Annotated in this window: 18 protein-coding genes; 12 read left to right on the top strand and 6 right to left on the bottom strand. The window is 69.8% G+C overall.

Annotated elements, in window-relative coordinates:
* Positions 1-113 precede the first annotated feature (113 nt).
* From GPA03_RS07410 to GPA03_RS07400, 3 genes are all read left to right on the top strand, one after another.
* Positions 114-1,457 (top strand): MFS transporter, encoded by a 1,344-nt coding sequence (locus GPA03_RS07410; protein ID WP_241681122.1) that lies wholly within the window; start codon positions 114-116, stop codon positions 1,455-1,457.
* A 92-nt stretch (positions 1,458-1,549) separates the two neighbouring features.
* Complete coding sequence (locus GPA03_RS07405; protein ID WP_156251249.1) at positions 1,550-2,155, top strand: TIGR00645 family protein; 606 nt, start codon at positions 1,550-1,552, stop codon at positions 2,153-2,155.
* A 53-nt stretch (positions 2,156-2,208) separates the two neighbouring features.
* Positions 2,209-2,763: a DinB family protein gene (locus tag GPA03_RS07400; RefSeq protein ID WP_156251248.1), complete on the top strand. Its 555-nt coding sequence runs from the start codon at positions 2,209-2,211 to the stop codon at positions 2,761-2,763.
* A gap of 11 nt (positions 2,764-2,774) precedes the next feature.
* Here GPA03_RS07400 and dapB read toward each other — a convergent pair whose 3' ends face one another.
* Together dapB and GPA03_RS07390 are read right to left on the bottom strand one after the other, a co-directional pair.
* Entirely contained in the window at positions 2,775-3,473 is a 699-nt protein-coding gene (gene dapB, locus GPA03_RS07395) for a 4-hydroxy-tetrahydrodipicolinate reductase (protein ID WP_241681150.1), read from the bottom strand.
* 46 nt (positions 3,474-3,519) lie between these two features.
* Entirely contained in the window at positions 3,520-3,900 is a 381-nt protein-coding gene (locus GPA03_RS07390) for a DUF5997 family protein (RefSeq protein ID WP_194239497.1), read from the bottom strand.
* 51 nt (positions 3,901-3,951) lie between these two features.
* Between GPA03_RS07390 and GPA03_RS22640 the strand changes: the two genes are divergently transcribed.
* Complete coding sequence (locus tag GPA03_RS22640) at positions 3,952-4,773, top strand: LysR family transcriptional regulator substrate-binding protein (RefSeq protein WP_241681121.1); 822 nt, start codon at positions 3,952-3,954, stop codon at positions 4,771-4,773.
* Positions 4,774-5,360: 587 nt separating this feature from the next.
* A complete protein-coding gene (locus GPA03_RS07380) occupies positions 5,361-7,688 on the top strand; it encodes an HNH endonuclease signature motif containing protein (protein WP_156251246.1) in 2,328 nt (775 codons plus the stop codon).
* Between the two features lie 194 nt (positions 7,689-7,882).
* Here GPA03_RS07380 and GPA03_RS07375 read toward each other — a convergent pair whose 3' ends face one another.
* A complete protein-coding gene (locus tag GPA03_RS07375) occupies positions 7,883-8,431 on the bottom strand; it encodes a GNAT family N-acetyltransferase (RefSeq protein ID WP_156251245.1) in 549 nt (182 codons plus the stop codon).
* A gap of 78 nt (positions 8,432-8,509) precedes the next feature.
* On the opposite strand from GPA03_RS07375, the gene dapA reads away from it, so the two are divergent.
* Both dapA and GPA03_RS07365 read left to right on the top strand, forming a co-directional pair.
* Positions 8,510-9,418 carry a 4-hydroxy-tetrahydrodipicolinate synthase gene (gene dapA, locus GPA03_RS07370; RefSeq protein WP_156251244.1) on the top strand — a complete coding sequence of 303 codons (909 nt, stop codon included), beginning with the start codon at positions 8,510-8,512 and terminating at the stop codon, positions 9,416-9,418.
* Entirely contained in the window at positions 9,415-11,100 is a 1,686-nt protein-coding gene (locus GPA03_RS07365) for a ribonuclease J (RefSeq protein ID WP_156251243.1), read from the top strand. Before dapA ends, GPA03_RS07365 begins: the two co-directional genes overlap by 4 nt.
* Before the next feature lie 58 nt (positions 11,101-11,158).
* On the opposite strand, the gene GPA03_RS07360 is transcribed toward GPA03_RS07365, so the two are convergent.
* Both GPA03_RS07360 and GPA03_RS07355 read right to left on the bottom strand, forming a co-directional pair.
* Positions 11,159-13,459, bottom strand: a complete 2,301-nt coding sequence (locus GPA03_RS07360; RefSeq protein ID WP_162458287.1) for a family 43 glycosylhydrolase — start codon at positions 13,457-13,459, stop codon at positions 11,159-11,161.
* Positions 13,460-13,722: 263 nt separating this feature from the next.
* Positions 13,723-14,097, bottom strand: a complete 375-nt coding sequence (locus tag GPA03_RS07355) for a VOC family protein (RefSeq protein WP_338325724.1) — start codon at positions 14,095-14,097, stop codon at positions 13,723-13,725.
* Between the two features lie 329 nt (positions 14,098-14,426).
* Between GPA03_RS07355 and GPA03_RS07350 the strand changes: the two genes are divergently transcribed.
* The 3 genes from GPA03_RS07350 to GPA03_RS22820 all read left to right on the top strand — a co-directional run bounded on the left by GPA03_RS07350 (position 14,427) and on the right by GPA03_RS22820 (position 18,015).
* Positions 14,427-16,901: an FtsK/SpoIIIE family DNA translocase gene (locus GPA03_RS07350; protein WP_241681120.1), complete on the top strand. Its 2,475-nt coding sequence runs from the start codon at positions 14,427-14,429 to the stop codon at positions 16,899-16,901.
* A gap of 333 nt (positions 16,902-17,234) precedes the next feature.
* Positions 17,235-17,795: a DUF2975 domain-containing protein gene (locus tag GPA03_RS07345; RefSeq protein WP_156251239.1), complete on the top strand. Its 561-nt coding sequence runs from the start codon at positions 17,235-17,237 to the stop codon at positions 17,793-17,795.
* Entirely contained in the window at positions 17,755-18,015 is a 261-nt protein-coding gene (locus GPA03_RS22820; RefSeq protein ID WP_156251238.1) for a helix-turn-helix domain-containing protein, read from the top strand. Before GPA03_RS07345 ends, GPA03_RS22820 begins: the two co-directional genes overlap by 41 nt.
* Before the next feature lie 114 nt (positions 18,016-18,129).
* Here GPA03_RS22820 and GPA03_RS07335 read toward each other — a convergent pair whose 3' ends face one another.
* Positions 18,130-19,530 (bottom strand): CapA family protein, encoded by a 1,401-nt coding sequence (locus GPA03_RS07335; protein WP_156251237.1) that lies wholly within the window; start codon positions 19,528-19,530, stop codon positions 18,130-18,132.
* Between the two features lie 78 nt (positions 19,531-19,608).
* On the opposite strand from GPA03_RS07335, the gene pgsA reads away from it, so the two are divergent.
* Positions 19,609-20,223, top strand: coding sequence for a CDP-diacylglycerol--glycerol-3-phosphate 3-phosphatidyltransferase (pgsA, locus tag GPA03_RS07330; protein ID WP_241681119.1), 615 nt, complete (start codon positions 19,609-19,611; stop codon positions 20,221-20,223).
* Positions 20,220-20,684, top strand: a complete 465-nt coding sequence (locus GPA03_RS07325) for a CinA family protein (protein ID WP_156251236.1) — start codon at positions 20,220-20,222, stop codon at positions 20,682-20,684. Before pgsA ends, GPA03_RS07325 begins: the two co-directional genes overlap by 4 nt.
* The last annotated feature ends 32 nt before the right edge of the window (positions 20,685-20,716 follow it).

Genomic DNA, 20,716 nt, shown 5'->3' with positions numbered 1-20,716 from the left:
GACGCTCATCACAGGGGATTATCACGACTATAGGGCGGATAAGTCTGGTCGCTAGCGTCGACGACGGTACCCTCAAAACTCGAAACGTTACGACTCGAGACTTCCAGGAACCCGTGACCGTCGCTGCGCCCCGCCCACACCTCTCCTTCGATGCACTCCGGTCCGCGCCACGGCGCGGCATCGTCCGCACCTTTCCAGCGCTGCGGGAGTCGAACTACCGGCTCTACGTGGCCTCGCAGCTCCTCACGAACCCCGGCGGCTGGATGCAGCGGATCGCCCAGGACTGGCTGATCCTGCAGCTGTCGGGGAACGTGGCTCTCGTCGGCCTGACGGTGACGTTGCAGCTGGGTCCCATGCTGCTGTTCGGGCTGTGGGGCGGCGTCCTCGCCGACCGGTACAGCAAGCGCGCGATCCTGGCGATCACCCAGTCGATCTTCGCTGCCTCCGCGCTCACCCTCGGTGTGCTCGTGGTCACGGGTGCGGTGCAGCCCTGGCACATCCTGCTCAGCGCCTTCATCCTGGGTCTCGCCACCGTGCCGGACAACCCGGCACGGCAGGCTTTCGTCGTCGAGGTCGCCGGAGGTGACAACCTCCGCAACGCGATCAGCCTGAACTCCACGGTGTTCCAGCTGGGCGGTCTGGTCGGGCCCGCGATCGCGGGTGTCGCGATCGCTGCCTGGGGCGAGGGTCCCGCGTTCCTCATCAACGCGGCTGCGGGCGTGGTGGCGGTGATGCTGCTGGCGAAGATGGACGCCTCGAAGCTGTCCCCGGCGCCGCGTGTCGCACGCGAGAAGGGACAGCTCAAGGCCGGTCTCGTGCACGTTCGTCAGAGCCCGGAGATCATGTGGACCGTGGTGCTGATCGGCTTCGTGGCGCTCACCGGCATCAACCTGGCCACCGTGCTGTCCGCCTACGCCGACAACGTGTTCCGCTCCGGAGCCGGTGGGTACGGGCTGCTGAGCGCCTCCGTGGCCGCCGGAGCCGTGATCGGCTCGATCGCCTCGGCGCGGCGCGCGCGGGTGGGGCTGCGTCAGCTCGTGTACCTGGCCATGGCGCTGGGTGCGCTGCAGGTGGTCGCTGCCCTCGTGGGCGTGCAGGTGCTGTTCGTCGTGGTGCTGGTGGCCGTCGGAGCGGTGGCGCTGTACTACCTGACCGGTGGCAACACGCTCATCCAGACGACGGTCTCGCCGTCGATGCGCGGCCGCGTGATGGCGGTCTACATCATGGTCTTCTTCGGTGCGCAGGCGATCTCGGGAACCCTCATCGGGTTCGTCGCCGACCACTCAGGTGCCCAGCTGGCCATGGTGGTCACCGGCCTCGGTCCGCTGCTGGGTGCGGCGCTGGTCGGAGCGATCCTGGCCCACCGCCGTGGGCTGCGACCGCGGCTCATCCTGCACGACAGGCCGGGCCGAGGATTCGTGTACGTGCGACCCCGTGAGATGCAACGCGCCGCCTGATCGAGACGCAGCGTGTGGCGTTCGCCACACAGGGCAGATCGACCGGGTCCGTGGCAGCAGAGGCATCAGCGCCGGTTGTTACTCTTCCCGCCGTGACATCGTCCCCCTCGCAGCCGCAGCGTCCGATCGCTCCGCTCGGCCACCTCATTTTCCTGTCGCGCTGGCTGCAGGCTCCGCTCTATCTCGGCCTGATCGTCGCGCAGCTCGTCTACGTGTGGCAGTTCATGGTCGAGCTCTGGCACCTGATCCACGACGTCATCCTCGACCCGACCCACATGAACGAGGCCACCACGATGCTGGCGGTCCTCGGGCTGGTGGACGTCGTGATGATCTCGAACCTGTTGATCATGGTGATCGTGGGTGGTTACGAGACCTTCGTCTCCCGACTGCGGATCGACGGGCACCCCGATCAGCCCGAGTGGCTCAGCCACGTCAACGCGAACGTGCTCAAGACCAAGCTCGCGATGAGCATCATCGGCATCAGCTCGATCCATCTCCTTCGGACATTCATCGCCTCAGGCCAGACGATCGAAGGTGTCGACCCGCCGACGCCCGACGACATGATGTGGCAGACGATCATCCACCTCGCCTTCATCGTGTCTGCGATGGCGTTGGCGTGGATCGACCGGATGTCGCTCACCGCGCACCAGCGCGCGGCGAACGCCAAGACTGACGCCGAGGTCGCGGCCGAGCACTGAGTCGCGGATGGCGCGAGCCTCACGGTGTCGGTGCCCGCCGATAGCGTCGGTGCATGACGATCAACGAAGAGTCACGTGAGCTCGAGGACCTGATCGAGGCGTTGGCCCGGCACCGGGGATTCCTGCGTCAGACGCTGGCGGGTGTCACGGACCAGCAGGCGGGGGAGCGGTCCACGGTCAGCGCGCTCTGCCTCGGAGGGCTGGTCAAGCACGTCGCCGCCACCGAGAAGAGCTGGATGGAGTTCGCGGTCCACGGTGAGCAGCATCCCGAGGACCCGGTCGACTGGGGCGCCATCGACTGGTCCGACCCTTCACCCGACGTGCTCGCGTTCGTCGCGGCCCGCGAGGCCGAGTTCGCGATGGGTCCGGGCGAGACCGTTGCAGGCGTGCTCGCGATGTACGAGCAGGTCGCGGCCGAGACCGAGCAGACCCTGCGCAGCCTCGACCTCAACACCTCTCACCCGCTTCCCGCGGCGCCATGGTTCGAGCCCGGAGCGGAGTGGACCGTGCGCCGCACGATGATCCACATCGTGGCTGAGACGGCCCAGCACGCCGGCCACGCCGACATCATCCGTGAGGCGATCGACGGCGCCAAGACGATGGGCTGAGCGCCGCTCGCTCAGTCGATCAGGGCGTCGAGGCCGACGGTGAGCCCCCGGCGCTCGGCGACCCGACGGGTGGCCAGCAGCACGCCGGGCATGAACGAGGAGCGATCGAAGGAGTCGGTGCGGATCGTGAGCAGCTCGCCGGGGTTGCCGAGCAGGATCTCCTCGTGGGCGACGAGGCCGCGCAGGCGGACCGCGTGCACGGGGATCCCGTCGACATCGGCACCACGAGCGCCGTCGAGAGCCGAGGACGTCGCATCCGGTGCAGGGGCGAGTCCGGCCGCCCGGCGTGCCTCCGCGATCGCGTGCGCGGTGTGGACGGCGGTGCCCGAGGGCGCGTCGACCTTGTCGGGGTGGTGCAGCTCGACGACCTCGACGCTCTCGAACCACCGGGCGGCCTGCGCCGCGAAGCGCATCGCCAGCACGGCGGAGAGCGCGAAGTTCGGGGCGATCACGACACCCAGGTCGGTGTCGCCGAGCCGGTCGCGGACCCGCTGCAACGCCGCCTCGCCCCACCCGGTGGTGCCGACCACGGCGTGGACGCCGGCGTCGATCAGCGCGTTGACGTTCGCCTCGGCCACAGCGGGGACGGTGAAGTCGATCCCGACGTCCGCGACCCCCGCGAGGGTGTCGATGTCGTCGCCCACGTCCAGCCGAGCCACCAGCTCGAGGTCCGGTGCGCCGTCGACCGCCTCGCAGACGGTCCGACCCATGCGACCCGCGGCACCGATCACGGCGACCCTCAGCCCAGCCACGCCCTCAGTCCTCGGTCCGGCGCGCGGCGCGCAGCCGCTCTTCCTCGGCGACGACCTTGGCGTGCGTCTCACGCTCGGCGACCAGCCATGCGGGCGGATCGTCCCGCAGCTGGTTGATCTGCTCGGTCGTGAGCGCATCCTCGACGCCGCCGCGCGCCAGGCCCGAGATCGAGACTCCCAGACGGCCGGCCACGACCGGCCGCGGGTGCGGCCCGCTGCGCCGTAGCTCGGTGAGCCACTCCGGCGGGTTCTGCTGCAGGTCGGCCAGCTGGTCGCGCGTGATCCCACCGGCGCGGAACTCCTCGGGGGTGGCCGGCAGGTGCACGCCGAGCTTCTTGGCAGCCGTTGCCGGCTTCATGGCGTGCGGGGAGGGCTCTGTGGTCATGGGACCAGCGTAGGACCGCGGCAGCGACGTTCCCACGCCTACGCTGGAGTGGTGGACAACCCAGGGCCTGCTGACGATCACGCCGTGGATCCCGGTTTTCGCCTCGGCTTCGTGCCGGGCGTGACCCCCGCGAAGTGGGCAGGAATCTGGCAGCAGCGCCACCGGGGTGTCCGGCTCGAGCTGGTCCCGATCTCCGCGGACCAGGCGGCGCAAGCCGTGATCGACGGTGATCTCGATGCAGCGATCCTCCGGCCGCCGGTCGACCGGGATGTGCTGCACGCGATCGTCCTGTACACCGAGGAGCCCGTGGTCGTGGTCTCTCGCGAGCACGCGATCGCTGCCCTCGGGGACGACGAGGCCGTCCAGCCGGATGATCTCGCGGACGACGTGCTGCTGCAGCCTGCCGACGACGTGCTGCTGTGGGCGGGGCGCCCGGGAGCAGTCGAGGGCGCGCTCGCACCCCCGGGCGAGGCGCCGCGCGAGGTGCCGACGATGACCGTCGAGGCGATCGAGCTCGCGGCGGCCGGGGTCGGGGTCGTCGTGGTGCCCAGGTCGCTGGCGCGGCTGCACCACCGCAAGGACGTCACCGCGCGAGCGCTGGCACACGCACCCGAGGCGCCGGTCGCGCTCGCGTGGGCGATCGACCGTGAGGACGAACGTACCGAGGACCTCATCGGGATCGTGCGCGGCCGGACCGTCAACAGCTCGCGCGGGCGGCAACAGCCGGCGGGTGAGGAGCCTGGGTCGTCGTCGTCGCCGCCGTCGCCGTCACCGCCGCAGCGCGGACAGGCGGCGACACGCGGCGGGCAAGGAGGGCCACGACCGCGGAGCAAGAGTCGTCAGAAGCCCTCTCGTCGCGGACGGCGACGTTAGGGCGCACAGGGCCGCCCCGGTCGTGTGAGTGGCTCGGCAAGCGGCAAGCGGCAAGCGGCAAGCGGCAAGCGGCAAGCGGCAAGCGGCAAGCGGCAAGCGGCAAGCGGCAAGCGGCAAGCGGCGGGTGGGTGGCTGGACAGCCGTGATCCAGTGCGCCGTGCCTGGCTCTGCAGCCGCGACCCGGCCGCGTCGGTAGGGCGGCGACGACGCTCGACGCTGCGATGGCCAGCGGGCACCGCCCTTGGGCGGTGCTCGGGAGGGAGCCTCAAGGTCATGGGAGTGCGCGGCCCAGGAGCCGTTCTGGGAGGGCCGTGGGGTCATGGGAGTGCGTGGCCCGGGAGCCGTTCTGGGAGGGCCGTGGGGTCATGGGAGTGCGTGGCCCGGGAGCCGTTCTGGGAGGGCCGTGGGGTCATGGGAGTGCGTGGCCTGGGAATCGTCCCGGGGAGGGCCTCGGAGCATCGGAGTGCGCGCCCTGGAGCCGTCGTGGGGATCTTGGGGTCATGGGTCCGTGCACCCCGGGAGCTGTCCTAGCCGTCACATCTGTGCTGGTCAGGGCCGTTGTCAGTGGTCGGTGATCTACTTCTCGTATGGATGTTCTACCTCTGGGTCTGGTCGGTGATGGCGCGTTGCGTGCTGCTGCTGTGGCCGATCGTGAGGTGACTCGGATGGAGGGGGTGCGGCTGGATCATCTGGTGCAGTATCTCGGGGAGGTTGCTGCGGATGGGGAGCCGCCGCTGTGGCAGGGCCGGGGTGCGGAGCGGGCGATCCGGCTCGGTGGTGCCGGGACTCCTGAGGTGCCGGAGTTCGCGGTGGTGGAGGTCGCGACGACGTTGGGGCTGACGCAGCCTGCTGCCACGGTCCTGTGTGCGGATGTGCTGGATCTGGCGTATCGGTTGCCGCGGTTGGCTTCGGCGGTGCGTGCGGGGGTGCTGGGGTTCTCCCGGGCGCGGGTGATCGCGCGGCGCACTCGGGAGCTGAGCAGGGAGCAGGCTGCGCTGGTGCAGGAGCGGTTGTGCCAGCCCAGGGACACGAGTTTGGGTCCGGCTCCGGTGGTCGCGGTGGTGGCGATGTCGCGGTTGCGCACGGTGGTGGATCAGGCGGTGATCACGGTGCGGGGGCCGGAGAGTCAGGCCGAGGCCCAGGCGCGGGTGGCGGCCTCGTTGTTCGTCCAGGTCAGCGCGGGCGAGCCGGGTGCTGCGGATGTTGCTGCGCGTCTGGAGGTCACTGATGCGGTCCGTCTGGACCGGCGCCTGGATCAGATCGCCGGCTGGTTGACCCAGGTCGGTGACTCCCGCCCGAAGGCGATCCTGCGTGCCGTGGCCCTCGGGCTGCTGGCCGATCCCGCACTGCTGCGAGCCCTCGAGGACCTCCGCAAGCAGCACCGAGACACCGCCATGAGCCCGACGGCCACAAGCGAACCCAACGACGTCGGCGAGTCCAGCGACGTCGGAACGGATCATGCGACCGCGTCCTCGCAGACAGGAGCCGCGGAACCGCCGACGGCACCACGCGCCGGGGGACCACCCGTCGCGGAACCGCCCGTCACGGAACCGGCCGTCACGGAGCCGCCGGACGCGGAACCACTCGTCGCCGAACCGTCCACGAGGCAACCGCGGGACACGGAGTCTCCGCCCCACGACAGGCGACGCGGCAGTACCTCCCTCGATGAGTCGCAGGCGAGGCTCTCTCAAGAGGGAGAGCACGCACCACCTGAGGCGGTAGGACGTGACGAAGCCCCGCGGTGGCGGCCCGAATCTGCAGCTCAGGAGGAACCCATCCCCGCGCAGGAGCCGGTGGTGTCGGGGGCGTTGCCGCCACCCGCCGCCGCTGACCCCTTATGGGGCGTCGGAGCCGGTGTCGGAGGCAAGCCCGCCGATGGAACAGACGACGTGACCGTGGCACCGAATCCGGTCGCGGGTGTGGCGGGATGTCCGCCGGGGCTGTTGGAGAAGTTCGCGGGTCTGACCTCCACGGTGCTGTACCTGCATCTGGACCAGGCCTCCGGGACCTGGTGCGAGGAACGTGGTGGAGTGCTCACCCCGGGACAGGCACGCGCGGTGGTGGGGCACGCCAAGGTGAGTGTGCGGCCGGTACTGGATCTGGCCGAGCCGCCTTCCTACACCGGGTACGTGGCCCCGCCGCGCCTGAAGGAACAGCTCGCGCTGCTCAACGCCGGCTACTGCCCCTTCCCCTACTGCCACCGACGCGCCCGCGCCGGCGATGTCGATCACCAGGTGCCCTACCGCCAGGGCGGTCCCACCGCCACCCCGAACACACACCTGCCCTGTCGCAAGCACCACCGCGCCAAGGACAAAGCCGGCTGGAAAGTCACCACCCCGACCCCGGGCGTCTGGATCTGGACCTCACCCGCCGGCGCCATCTACCTCGTCACCAACGGCACCACCACCCAGCTCAATGGCATCGACACGCGCACCAGCTCAGCTCGGCTCGCGCAGACAGTCATCACCGCTGCTGGCCGTAGCGCTACCACGGAGCACGAGCACACCGCTGGCAAGGAGTGGCCCGACAGTGAGAGGACCGGCGAACGCGAGCGGACCATCGATGGTGAGTGTGTCGATGGGGCCGAGTGGGCCGGCGATGGTGAGTGTGTCGATGGGGCCGAGTGGGCCGGCGATGGTGAGTGTGTCGATGGGGCCGAGTGGGCCGGCGATGGTGAGTGTGTCGATGGGGCCGAGCGGATCGGTGACGGCGGGCGGACCGAGCGCGTCAGCTGCACCGTCTATGACGAACGGCATGGCGAGGAGCCGTTAGCACAAACGAACATCCCCGATCGGAGTGCCGACACGCGCACCGACACCAAGGACTGGGCGCCCTCGTGGGATCCGTGGGATGACATCGACCCCCTCACCCGTGACGAGCATGACGTCACCTATGGATTCCTCAACACAGCGTGAGCTGAGTCGGCTGGCGGGCTGACTGATCCTGGCTGATCTTGCCCGTGAGCCGGTGTCGGCATGCGGGACCGCTCTGGCGCGCCGGCAGGGCACCCCATGAAGGGGCGCTCAACGACCTCGAGAGCGACCGCGCGACTCTCGATCGTCCGCAAGCCACGAGACCACCCCGGATCGCCGGTCCGGGTGCAGAGATCTCAGGCCAGCGTTGCGCGCCAAGCTTCTTCGGTGACCTCGGTCCCGAGGACATCGATCGTGCGGACCAGGCCGGTGGGTGCGAGGCCAGCGGAGTCAAGGAACTTCGCACGCCCATCGTCGCCGGTGACCACCCACGTGCGCATGGCTGAGGCGTTGGTCTGACGGAGCACGTCGGCGCAGGCGGCGAGAAGGCGGGAGCCGTGGCCGTCGGAACGGCGAGCAGGGCTCACCTCAAGAGCGACGATCTCGCCGGTGCCCTCCTCGTCCGGAACCGGCGCCAGTGCAGCGAACCCCACCACCGCCGGGCCGGCGCAGGCGGTGAACAGCCGGTGCTTCGCCGTCGGCGGATCGGACAGCGCCGATCGCCACGACTCCTCGATCGCTGCGACGTCGAGCGAGGCGAGCGCATGCTCCGGCCACAGCCTCTCGTAGGAGGAACGCCACGCCGCCACCTGGATCGCCGCCCAGGCGCGGGCATCCTCCGGCAGGCCGGGACGCACGCTGACGTCAGCGGTAGGGCCGTGGCCGTGACTGTGGCTGTGACTCACTCCGCCACCCTACGAGGTTGCGAGCCCCGGGAGGGCGGAGGCGGCGCAGGGGCGGCTGAACCGGTAGCGTGGTGCGTCATGGTCCACCCGTCCCGCAGCTTCGGCTCGGTCTCCGTGGCGATGGTCACCCCGATGCTCCCTGACGGCTCGGTCGACATCGCCAGTGCGCGCCGACTCGCCACGTACCTCGTCGACGCGGGCTGCGACGCCCTCGTGCTCAACGGCACCACAGGGGAGTCACCCACGACCCACACGCCGGAGAAGGACGAGCTGATCTCCGCCGTCGTCGAGGAGGTCGGCGACCGCGCGATGATCATCGCCGGAGCCGGCTCCAACGACACCGCCCACGCAGTCCGCATCGCCGAGGCGGCACACGCCGCCGGTGCGCACGGCCTGCTCGTGGTCAGCCCCTACTACAACCGCCCCTCGCAGGAGGGTGTGTTCCGGCACACGCTCGCGATCGTCGAGAGCACACCACTGCCGGTGATGCTCTACGACATCCCTGGCCGGACCGGCGTCGCCTTCGGAGACGAGACGCTCGACAGGCTCGCGGAGCACCCGCAGGTCAAGGCCGTCAAGGACGCCACCGGCGACGTGGCCCAGGGCTTCGACCGGATGCGCCGCACCGGTCTGGAGTTCTACTCCGGCGACGACTCGCTCAACCTGGCCTGGCTCGTGCACGGCGCCTCCGGCGTCGTCTCGGTCGTCGGCCACCTGGTCGCGGCCTCGTACGTGGCCATGGTCGCCGCCGTCGACGAGGGCGAGCTCGAGACCGCACGCGACATCTCCGCCACCCTGGCACCCGTCTGCGACGCCCTCATGGGCGGCGGGCAGGGCGCCGTCATGGCCAAGGCAGCGCTCGCGCTGCAGGGCCGCATCGACCACCCGACCGTGCGTTCGCCACTGGTCGAAGCCAACGACGCCGAGCTCACCGACCTGCGCACCGCGCTGGTCCTGCACGGCCTGCTTGAGGACAACGAACGATGAGCCACCCACACCCTGATCTCGGCACGCCGCCACCGCTGGCGAAGAACGGCCTGCGGGTCGTCCCGCTCGGCGGCCTCGGCGAGGTCGGCCGCAACATGACCGTCGTCGAGCACGACGGCCGCATCCTGATCATCGACTGCGGGGTGCTCTTCCCCGAGGACAACCAGCCCGGCGTCGACCTGATCCTCCCGGACTTCAGCTACATCGCCGACCGGCTCGACAAGATCGACGCGATCGTGCTGACGCATGGTCACGAGGACCACATCGGCGCCGTGCCCTACCTGCTCCGACTCCGACCCGACATCCCGCTCGTGGGCTCGAAGCTCACGCTGGCGTTCCTCGAGTCGAAGATGAAGGAGCACCGCATCACGCCCGTGCTCCGTGAGGTCCGTGAGGGCCAGCGCGCGACCTACGGCGCGTTCGACTGCGAGTTCATCGCCGTCAACCACTCGATCCCGGATGCGCTCGCGGTCTTCGTGCGCACCCCTGCCGGCACCCTGCTGGCCACCGGCGACTTCAAGATGGACCAGCTGCCGCTCGACGGCCGCATCACCGACCTCCGGGCGTTCGCGAGGCTGGGCGAGGAGGGCGTGGACCTGTTCCTCGTCGACTCCACCAATGCCGAGGTGCCCGGGTTCACGGTGTCCGAGCGTGAGATCGGTCCGGTGCTGGACCGGGTGTTCACCCAGGCCACCGGCAGGCTCGTGGTCGCGTCCTTCGCCTCGCACGTGCACCGCGTGCAGCAGGTGCTCGACGCCGCAGCGGTCCATGGTCGCCGGGTCGCCCTCGTCGGGCGCTCGATGGTGAAGAACATGAAGATCGCCGCCGACCTCGGCTACCTCAACCCGCCCGACGGCGTGCTGATCGACCTGAAGAAGGTTGACGACCTCCCCGACGACCGGGTGGTGCTGATGAGCACGGGGTCCCAGGGAGAGCCGATGGCGGTGCTCTCGAGGATCGCCAACCGCGACCATCAGGTCTCGGTGGGTCCCGGTGACACCGTGGTGCTCGCGTCCTCGCTCATCCCGGGCAACGAGAACGCCGTCTTCCGCGTGATCAACGGGCTGATGCGGCTCGGCGCCAAGGTGGTGCACCAGAGCAACGCACGCGTGCACGTCTCCGGTCACGCCTCGGCCGGCGAGCTCCTGTACTGCTACAACATCGTCCGCCCGCGCAACGTGATGCCGGTGCACGGCGAGGTGCGGCACCTGGTCGCCAACGGTGCGCTCGCGGTGCAGACCGGTGTGCCCGCCGAGCGCGTGGTGCTCGCCGAGGACGGCGTCGTGGTCGATCTCGTCGACGGGAAGGCCCGCATCGCCGGTGCTGTGCCGTGCGGCTACGTGTACGTGGACGGCTCCTCGGTCGGAGGCGTCACCGACGCCGAGCTCAAGGACCGCCGCATCCTCTCCGAGGAGGGGTTCATCTCGATCTTCGCCGTCGTGGACTCGCAGTCCGGCAATCTCGTGGCGGGGCCGCAGCTGCACGCTCGTGGCGTCGCCGAGGACGAGGACCGGCTCGCGGAGATCGTGCCGCAGATCGAGAAGGCGCTCGCCGAGGCGGTCGCCGGCGGCAACTACGACAACCAGCAGCTGCAGCAGGCGATCCGTCGCACCGTGGGCCGCTGGGCGTCGTCGCGGTTGCGCCGGCGGCCGATGATCATCCCGGTCGTCGTCCAGGCCTGATCACGGGTTGGCACCGGCTCCGATGGGCGGGCCACAAGGTCCGCCCATCGGCTGCCGTTCATCGGTAGAGCCGGAACCAGTCGAACTGCGCTGTGAGCCCAGGCTGATCGGGCCGGTCGGCCAGGTCCTGCGCCACCAGACCGACCAGGGGCTGCGGTCCGGCCGGCAGCGTGCGTGTGCCGTGCCAGACCCAGTGATCGCCGTCCATGCTGATCGCGGCCTGGTAGAGATGCTCGCCGTTCTCGGCGACCGTGTGCTGCAGCCGTAGCCACATCGTGTCCTGGGTGGGGCCCAGCGCTGAGTGCCCGTAGGCGACCGGACCGGCGCTGTCGGTCTCCGCAGCGAGCGCGACGAATCGCCGCGACTCCCGTGTCGTGTAGGCCAGCTCGACCCACTCGTCGTCATCGGTGTACGCGATCAGTCCGGCCTGCGGCCAGCCCCAGGGGATGGCGTCGCCGAACGGGATCGTCACCCGTGTCTCGGCGGTCCAGGCGCCGTCCGGCATCTCGCGCAGCAGCAGCGAGGGCAGAGTCGGCGCCTGGGGACGCCTGTTGATCAGCGTCGAGCGCTGGATGTCGAAGGCGAGCGCGCCGTCGGCGGTCGTGGCAGCGGGCTCGCGCAGCCACGTCCACTCCGGCGCCAGGTCGCCCTCGAACTCGTCGGAGTTGGCCGGATCGAGAGCGCCCACCACAGGGTCCGCCACCCGCTCCGTGACCGGCGTGAACAGCTGGGCCACCGTCACGTCGTCGAAGTCGGCACCGGTTCCGTCGGCCTGCAGCATCACCGGTCCGGAGCGCACGCCGTTCGGGATCCGGACCGAGATCTCGGCCACCGGGTCGTACTGACCGGACTCGGAGACCGCGGCGTCGAGGCGTCCGCCCGAGGTGGTCACCTCGATCTCGTGCCAGCTCTCGTAGCTGAAGCTCTCCGGCAGCGACGCGACCGCCGGTCGGTGAGCTCCCTGGCCGGGTAGCCCCGAGACGACGAGCTGCCCGGCGGCGCGGTCGATGGACACGGTCAGCTGATGACGGCCCTGAGCCGGGATCGAGATACCGGCCGTGCCGCCGTCGTCGTCAGACAGGCGCACAAGGGCCCGGACGCGCAGGTCGCCCTCGACCGCCACGGTCGAGCCCAGTGCCGCGTCCGAGTCGGTGTGTGCGTAGCCTCCGGTCACGCCCTGCCGGTGCTCCCAGCCATCCGAGGGCTCCCAGGCGGCGAGGCCGTCCTCGAACGCGTCGTTGATGAACGCGTCGTTGTTGGGTCCCGGCGTCGGCCCCGATGGCATGCCCTCGCCCGCGTTGCCGACCGGCCAGCCATCGATCCAGTCGAGCCTGGTCAGCGCGAGGCCACGCGCATTCTCGGTGCCCTCGACATACGGATCGAACCGGTCGGTCGCATGGCTGACGATCCAGTCCTGGCCCGACAGGTCGGTGGCGATCGCGTTGTGGCCTGTGCTCACGAACTCGTTGCCGTTCGGCGACAGCACCGGCGTGCCGCCGCCGTGCGGGCCGTTCAGCGAGTGGCCGTCGCGGTCGATGAAGGGACCGGTCGGCTCGGTCGATCGGCCCACCATGATCGGATAACCCGATGCGGCACCGGCGCAGCAGCCGCCGATCACCGACAGGAACATGTAGTAGTAGCCGTCGCGGTGAACCACATACGGCGCTTCGTAGCGGTGGGCGTCGGTGAGCTGGACCGGGTCACCCTCGGCGCGCAGGCCGTCCGCGGAGAGCGCGACCACCCGCACACCGCCTTGCACGGATCCGTAGTACAGGTAGCGCCTGCCGTCGGGCGTCGTGACGAGCTCTGGGTCGATGTTGTTCCGGATCTCCGTGACGCCCGGGCGGACCTCCCAGGTCTCGTTGCCGACGACCACCTCACCTGTGTCCGTCCACGGCCCTGCCGGGTGGTCTGCCGTCGCAGCGGCGACCGTGCGCCAAGGCGTGCCGGGTCCCTGAACGACGTAGGAGTAGTAGAGGACGTAGCGGCCGTCGAGGTAGGCGATCTCCGGTGCCCAGAACTGCCGGTTCGCATCGGCGGGCTTGCCGTCATAGGTCGGGATCGAGTCCGGGGTGAACACCGGGCCGACCCACTCCCAGCTCACGAGGTCGGCCGACCGGCTGATCATCATGTGCTGCTTCTCGTCGCCTTCGAATCGACGGCCGTTGGTCGCGTACGCGTACCAGTAGCCGTCGTGCCCCCGGATGATCGTGGGATCGGCGAAGTTGCGTGTGAAGCTGGCAGATACGGGGTTGGTGTACGTACTCACGTTCTCCTGAGGTGTGGCCTGGCCGGGGCTGGGCGTCAGCAGCCCGGCCAGCAAGGCCAGGGCGCCTCCCGCCGTGATCAGTCGTCGCATGTCGTGACCCCCGAATGTCTCGTCGTCGTGATCGGTGCGCTGCGGACCCGCACGGTTCGCCGAACGCATGCCGTCCGCATCCAGTGACCGTCTGCTCGTGCGTACCGCTGCTGGCCCTGGTGCGACTCTCGTGGCGCCATCGCAGCGACGGCGGTGCCGGCTGTGGCACGGCAACCAGGTTGCGATCGACAACCCAGCACGTCAACAGCTGACGCCACTTCTGCCAATTCTCGGCAGAGATTGACGAAAGGTTGAGCGCAGGCTCAGCCGGCCACGCCCGGCTCGCGGCTCGCGAGGCCGACCAGGTTCCCGTCGGGGTCCTTGAGGAACGCCATCCACTCGGCGGCGGGTTCCCCGAAGGTGCCGTCGGCGTCGTCGAAGATCACGTGCGGCTCGCCGGCGATCTCGACGCCTTCCGCTCGCAGCTCAGCCACGAGGTCCCGCACACGGGGCACGCGGAGATAGAGCAGCGCACTCGGGGCGGCTCGATCGAGCAGGAGGCGAGTCCCGCCGTCGAGCGCGAAGAACACCAGACCCGGCGGATCGAACGTGGCCATCGGAGGGTGGCCGAGCAGGCGGGTGTAGAACGTCGTCGCCGCCTCGAGATCGGTCGCGCGCTGGGCCACCTGGTGGAGCATCACACCGCCACGGTACGGCGCGCCCGGGGCGTCGTCCGGTGGTCCGGGTGAGTGTCGGTCCCCGCGCCGGAGGCAGCCGGATGGTTGAGTGGGTTCCGTCAGGTGTGCGTACAGGCACGCCTGGGTAGGAGGCCATAGACACGATGGCGACCCGTACGTCTTCCCCCGCACGGACCGCCGCACCAGGACGCAAGACGAAGACGACCACCACGAGAGCCGCCAAGGCGCCCTCGTCATCGTCGCGTTCCGGTCAGCGGAAGCCCGCCAACCGACCGCCCGCGCGGTCGGACAAGCCCGCGCTCCCGGTACGGATCTTCAAGGGCATCTGGATGGGTGCCGCGCACGTCGCGGGCGGCACCGCGCGTAGCGTCGGCTCCAGCGCCAAGAACCTCGACCCCGCGCACCGGCGCGACGGGTTCGCCTTCCTGCTGCTCGGCCTCGCTGTGGTGGTGGCCGTACGCGAGTGGTTCGGGCTGTCCGGCACCGCCGGCGAGATCATCCACGCCGCCATCGCCGGTGCCGTGGGCATGCTGGGGATCGTCGTGCCGCTGATCCTGCTGTTCTTCGCGATCCGACTGATGCGTCACCCCGATCGCGGTGAGGTCAACGGGCGCATCACGATCGGCCTCGCAGCCATCACGACGGCGATCGCCGGGTTCCTCGCCGTCGCCAACGGTCTCCCGGACCCGCCCGCCTGGCAGGACGTCTTCGACGCCGGTGGTGTGCTCGGATGGGTAGCCGCGAACCCGCTCTCGACCGCGCTGACCGTGTACGTGACCGTGCCGGTGCTGGCGCTGCTGCTGATCTTCGGGCTGCTGGTCGTCACTGCGACGCCGGTGGCCGCGATCCCGAGGCGCTTCCGCCAGGCGATCGACTGGGTCAGCGGCAAGGACGTCGAGGACGACGACGAGGACGACCAGGGCGCGATCGACGCCCTCGAGCACGAGGAGATCGAGCGACCGGCCAAGAAGCCGCGCAAGCGCAAGGCGGACAAGGCTCCCGAGGTCGAGAGGGGCGCGTTCACGGGCGACGAGGCCTTCGCGCGCGCAGACGACAGGGAGGCACCTGTCGACGTCTCAGGCCTGACCGAGGTCATCGACGAGCCCGCCAACACCAAGGAGGACCTCACACCGCCTCCCACCACGCCGCTGCCGCAGCGCGCTGAGCAGCTCACGCTGGCTCCCGACCTCGTGTACACGCTCCCGAGCGACGAGGCGCTGGTCCAGGGCGCGCCGCACAAGACGCGTTCGGCGGTGAACGACCGCGTGGTCGAGGCGCTGACGGCGGTGCTCACCGACTTCGACGTCGACGCCCAGGTCACCGGGTTCACCCGTGGACCGACGGTCACGCGGTACGAGGTGGAGCTCGGCGCGGGTGTGAAGGTCGAGCGGGTGACAGCGCTTAGCAAGAACATCGCCTACGCCGTCGCGAGCGCCGACGTCCGCATCCTCTCGCCGATCCCTGGCAAGAAGGCGATCGGGATCGAGATCCCGAACGCGGACCGTGAGACGGTCGCGCTCGGCGACGTGCTGCGCAGCGCGCCCGCGCGCCGCAACGAGCACCCGATGGTCATCGGTGTGGGCAAGGACGTCGAGGGCGGCTACGTCGTGGCCAACCTGGCGAAGATGCCGCACATCCTGGTCGCCGGGGCGACCGGCGCCGGTAAGTCGAGCTTCGTCAACTCGATGATCACCTCGATCATGATGCGTGCCACCCCCGAGGAGGTGCGGATGGTTCTGGTCGACCCCAAGCGGGTGGAGCTGACCATCTACGAGGGCATCCCGCACCTGATCACGCCGATCATCACCAACCCCAAGAAGGCCGCCGAGGCCCTCGACTGGGTGGTGCGCGAGATGGACGCCCGCTACGACGACCTCGCGCAGTTCGGGTACAAGCACCTCGACGACTTCAACGCTGCGATCCGCGCCGGCAAGGTCAAGCCGCTGCCGGGCTCGGAGCGGGTGCTGACGCCCTACCCGTATCTGCTGGTGATCGTCGACGAGCTCGCCGACCTGATGATGGTGGCCCCGCGCGACGTCGAGGCCTCGATCCAGCGCATCACGCAGCTGGCTCGTGCGGCCGGCATCCACCTGGTGCTCGCGACCCAGCGACCCTCGGTCGACGTGGTGACCGGGCTGATCAAGGCCAACGTGCCTTCCCGCCTGGCGTTCGCGACGTCGTCGCTCGCCGACTCCAGGGTCGTGCTCGACCAGCCCGGCGCCGAGAAGCTCATCGGCCAGGGTGATGCGCTGTTCCTGCCGATGGGCGCGAGCAAGCCGATGCGCGTGCAGGGCGCCTGGGTCAGCGAGTCCGAGGTGCACGCCGTCGTGCAGCACGTCAAGGAGCAGATGCAGCCGACGTACCGCGAGGACGTCGCGGTCGCCGTTCAGAAGAAGCAGGTCGACGAGGACATCGGTGATGACCTCGAGCTGCTGATCCAGGCGGCCGAGCTCGTGATCTCCACGCAGTTCGGTTCGACCTCGATGCTGCAGCGCAAGCTCCGTGTCGGGTTCGCGAAGGCTGGCCGGCTCATGGACCTGCTCGAGTCGCGCGAGATCGTCGGCCCCTCGGAGGGCTCGAAGGCGCGCGACGTGCTCGTGCAGCCCGACGACCTCGCCGCCACGCTCGCGATGCTCCGCGGTGACGGTCCGGGGCCGGCGCGCGGCGGTGGCGACGAGGGCGCTGACGACGACGGCGACTGGGCCGAGCGCGCAGACGACCCGCCGGTCGCCGTCGAGTATCACGACGGTGACGAGGGTGACGAGGACTCCGAGGACGCCTGGAGCCTCACCGAGCGCCGCTGACGGCGCTGCGTCACCCGAGAGGTGCACCAGACTCGTTGCCAGATCGCGTGATCGGCTGCGTAGCCCTGGTTTCGGCACATCTGGACACGAGTGTGGTGCACGGACGCGCGCCGAACGACCCCGGGCCGCTTCTTGAGGTGTCGGCGCGAGGCCTTGTGACGTACGCCTGTCTGCCATATCGTTCTTCGATAACAACGAAAAACGATATGGGGGTCGACGGTGCGATCGGACGCTGACGATTCGGCAGATCAGCTGCTTTCCGAGGTGGGGCGCGATCGCGACAAGCGTCAGCGCGCGACGTTGTGGCCAGCGCGCTTGGTCTCGGTGCTAGGGGTGTTCGCCGCACTGTCGGGCGTGCTCGGTACCGCCTCGCTCGTCTGGGGTCGCGTCTGGATGATCAACGGACCGGACCATCCGCGCGAGCTCGACTCTCTCCCGCAGCTGCTGCAGTTCGAGCAGCCTGGCGACGCCACCATGACGGTTCTGGACCTGCCTGCCTGGGTGAGATTCCTGGCCGCTGCGCCCGGTCTCGCCCAGGCGCTGATGCTCGCCGCCGCTGCATTCCTGCTGATGCGCGTGCTCATCGAGATCGCTGATGGCAGGTCGTTCGGCGCAGAGGTTCAGCGCGGCCTCGGGCGCATCGGGTGGTTGCTCGTCGTCGGTTCTTTCATCGTGCTCGCCCTCGATGTGCTCGCACTCTGGCGGATCGAGGTCGAGATCTGGGCGTTCGCCGATGCGGTGCGCAACGACGGCGGCGTGACGTCTACCGGGATCGGTACCGAGCTTCCACGGATCCTCTGGTTGCCGCTCGCGCTCGGGTTCGTGGCCTTCGCGCTGCGCTGGGCTTTCAAGGATGGCGCCAGGCTCGAGAAGGACGCCGAAGGTGTCATCTGACGAGGTCCCCGAGCACCGGGTGGTGTGTCACCTCGACAGGCTGCTCGAGGAGCGGGGGATGACCCTCGCGGCACTGGCGGAGGCGACGGGCATCACGGTCGTCAACCTGTCGGTGCTCAAGAACGACCGCGGGCGCGCGATCAGGTTCACCACGCTGACCGCCATCTGTGACGTGCTCGGCTGCACCCCGGGCGACCTGTTCTCGGTGCGTCCACGCTGATGTGGAACGAAGTCCACGCTCGACGCTGCTGAACCCGCGAAGCAACCGGTTGCCATGGCATCGAGCGTGGACTTCGTCCCACGAGCAGCCCAGGGCAGAGAGCCCGCCGGCGGCTCAGCGGGGGCGGGGGATCACCGACGGCGGCTCACCGGTCGGGACCGAGGGCGCGTCGAGCACCGGGAAGTCACCCCCGGTGGACTCGGACATGATCGCCTCGACCTCGGAGAGCCGCTGCTGCAACGTCGATTCCGACAGCGCCAGCAAACCCGGCCGGTCACCGTTCACCAGGTCCAGCAGGGGATAGGCGCGCTGCTGGCCCACGCGGTCGACCGTGATCGGGGTCCACGTCATCCCGCTGACGCGGGCGGGGCCGTCGGCCGGAGCGGTCACGGTCGCCGTCATGAACAGCCCGGTGGCGGTCTCGCTGATGCAGCAGTTGGAGTCCTGGTTGGAGATGAAGTTGCCCAACGACCATGCGACCCACATCCCCGAGCCGTCGGGGCCGCCGTCGAGCTTCGCGAACGGCTGGGGAACGTGCGGGTGCGTGCCGACCACGAGGTCGATCTGACCGGACTCGGCGAGCGCCTGCGCCATCGCGGTCTGCTCCACGTTCGGCGACAGCTGGTACTCCACGCCCCAGTGGATCGTCGCGACCACGAGGTCGGCCCCCGCCTCGCGCGCCGCGGTCGCCTGCGCGATCAGCTCGCTGGGGTCGTAGTTGCCCGGATTCATGATGTCGGGGCTGAAGGTGTTGATGACCCACGGCGCGTCGCCGGGGATCGGGATGCCGTTGGTGCCGTAGCTGCCGCCCAGCTGGGCGACCGTGATCGTCTGGCCGCCGCGCTCGATCTCGTAGAGCTGCGGGGCGTCCGCCTCGGTCTGCGACCGTGCAGAGCCGGCATGGCCCAGGCCGCTGGAGTCGAAGACGTCGAGCGTGTACTCGGCGTTGTCCGCGCCACGGTCGAGCGTGTGGTTGGTGCCGGTGGAGCAGCCGTCGTAGCCGAGATCGGCGAGGTTGCCCACCAGCTCCATCGGCGCACCGAACGAGGGATAGCCGGAGGGGCGCTCGTCAGGCTGCGACAGCGGCACCTCGAAGTTGCACAGCATCAGGTCCACACCCTCGCTGTACGGCCGTGTCGCCTCGAGCATGGGGCGGAAGTCGTAGCCGCCGCCTTCCGCGTCGGCGGCCGCGGTCGCGATCGGGGTGTCGTGGGGGAGCACGTCACCGACGGCGCCGATGGTGAAGACCGCGTCCTGGACGGCAGGGGTCGTGGGCTCCTCGGAGGTCGGCTCCTCGGTGGGTTCCGTGGTCTGCGTCGGCTCCTCCGGCGGCGTGGTGCCGGCGTCCGTGGGTGACCCGTCGCCACGGTCGTTCCACGGCCCGAGCAGCGCGATCGCGCCGACACCGATCGCCAGCACAAGCACGAGCACGAGTGTCAGCGGGAGCCGGACAGCGGGCGGGATGCGGGTGATCCCACGCTTCTTGCGCGGGCGTCGGGCAGGCGGCTGCGGCACCCGAGTGAGTGTAGGCGTCCCGGCGCCCGCGACGGCGTCGAGGTCCGCGCCGTCAGGTCACGCCGCTACCCTGACCAGGTGAGCCAGGAACGCGAGTCGGGGGTGTCGGCACCCACGGTGTCGAACTGGAACCTGCCGAACGCTCTCACGATGGTCCGCATCCTCTTGGTCCCGGTCTACGGCGTGCTGCTCGCGCAGGACACCGTCGGATCCCGCATCGGCGCCTGCATCGTCTTCGTTGTCGCCGCGCTCACCGACCGCTGGGACGGCCATATCGCGCGCACCCGCGGCCTGATCACCAAGTTCGGCACCATGCTGGACACGCTCGCCGACAAGATCCTCGTCGTCGCGGCGCTGGTGATCTTCTCCATGATCGGCGAGGTGCCGTGGTGGGTCACGATCGTGATGATCGTGCGCGAGTTCGGGATCATGGCGCTCAAGTCCGGGCTCTCCCGCCGCGAGGTGATCGCTCCCTCGAGCGGCGGCAAGATCAAGGCCGTGCTGCAGATGGTGGCGCTGTCCGTGCTCACGGTCGACTGGGTCGGCCTTCTGGGCGAGCAGGTCGGCTCCTGGCTGTACTGGCTGGGCATGGCGATCCTCTACGCCGCCACGCTGATCGCTGTCGTGACCGCCGTCGACTACGTGGTCAAGGCCTTCCGCATCGTCCGCACGGGCCAGTCCACGAAGCGATGAGCGCCGCGGCGACCATCCGCTGCCTGACCGATGCCGGTCTGACCGTGGCGGTCGCGGAATCACTCACGGGCGGCGCGCTGACCGCCCACCTCGTGGCCGTCCCCGGAGCCTCGGCCGTGGTCCGGGGCGGCATTGTCGCCTACGCGACCGACCTCAAGGCGAGCCTCCTCGGCGTCGAGGTCGACCTCCTCGCCGAGCGCGGCCCGGTCGATCCGCTCGTGGCCCGGCAGATGGCCGACGGCGTCCGCACCCGCCTCGGCGCCGCCGTCGGCGTCGCCACCACCGGTGTCGCTGGACCCGCCACCCAGTCGGGCCAGGCCGTGGGAACGATCTTCATCGCCGTGACGACGGCGGAGCGCGCCTTCGTGAGGCCGCTGCGGCTGGCCGGTGGCCGGGATCAGCTGCGCGAGGCCACCGTGCTCGCGGCCACTGCGCTGCTCCGCGGCGCCGTCCTCGACTGAGGGAACAAGGCGGCGGTGCTTGGCGTTGGAAT

The organism is Pseudactinotalea terrae, from assembly GCF_009733845.1.
Taxonomy (GTDB): Bacteria; Actinomycetota; Actinomycetes; order Actinomycetales; family Beutenbergiaceae; genus Pseudactinotalea; species Pseudactinotalea terrae.
The sequence above is the reverse complement of the archived record's forward strand: the minus strand, read 5'-3'. Positions and strand labels throughout refer to the sequence as shown.

Excerpts from the sequence above, each read along its gene's own strand:
- GPA03_RS07400 (WP_156251248.1), top strand. The coding sequence starts at position 2,209 with ATGACGATCAACGAAGAGTCACGTGAGCTCGAGGACCTGATCGAGGCG.
- dapB (WP_241681150.1), bottom strand. The coding sequence starts at position 3,473 with ATGGGTCGGACCGTCTGCGAGGCGGTCGACGGCGCACCGGACCTCGAG.
- GPA03_RS07390 (WP_194239497.1), bottom strand. The coding sequence starts at position 3,900 with ATGACCACAGAGCCCTCCCCGCACGCCATGAAGCCGGCAACGGCTGCC.
- GPA03_RS07380 (WP_156251246.1), top strand. The coding sequence starts at position 5,361 with ATGGATGTTCTACCTCTGGGTCTGGTCGGTGATGGCGCGTTGCGTGCT.
- dapA (WP_156251244.1), top strand. The coding sequence starts at position 8,510 with ATGGTCCACCCGTCCCGCAGCTTCGGCTCGGTCTCCGTGGCGATGGTC.
- GPA03_RS07365 (WP_156251243.1), top strand. The coding sequence starts at position 9,415 with ATGAGCCACCCACACCCTGATCTCGGCACGCCGCCACCGCTGGCGAAG.
- GPA03_RS07360 (WP_162458287.1), bottom strand. The coding sequence starts at position 13,459 with ATGCGACGACTGATCACGGCGGGAGGCGCCCTGGCCTTGCTGGCCGGG.
- GPA03_RS07355 (WP_338325724.1), bottom strand. The coding sequence starts at position 14,097 with ATGCTCCACCAGGTGGCCCAGCGCGCGACCGATCTCGAGGCGGCGACG.
- GPA03_RS07350 (WP_241681120.1), top strand. The coding sequence starts at position 14,427 with ATGGGTGCCGCGCACGTCGCGGGCGGCACCGCGCGTAGCGTCGGCTCC.
- GPA03_RS22820 (WP_156251238.1), top strand. The coding sequence starts at position 17,755 with ATGGCGCCAGGCTCGAGAAGGACGCCGAAGGTGTCATCTGACGAGGTC.
- GPA03_RS07325 (WP_156251236.1), top strand. The coding sequence starts at position 20,220 with ATGAGCGCCGCGGCGACCATCCGCTGCCTGACCGATGCCGGTCTGACC.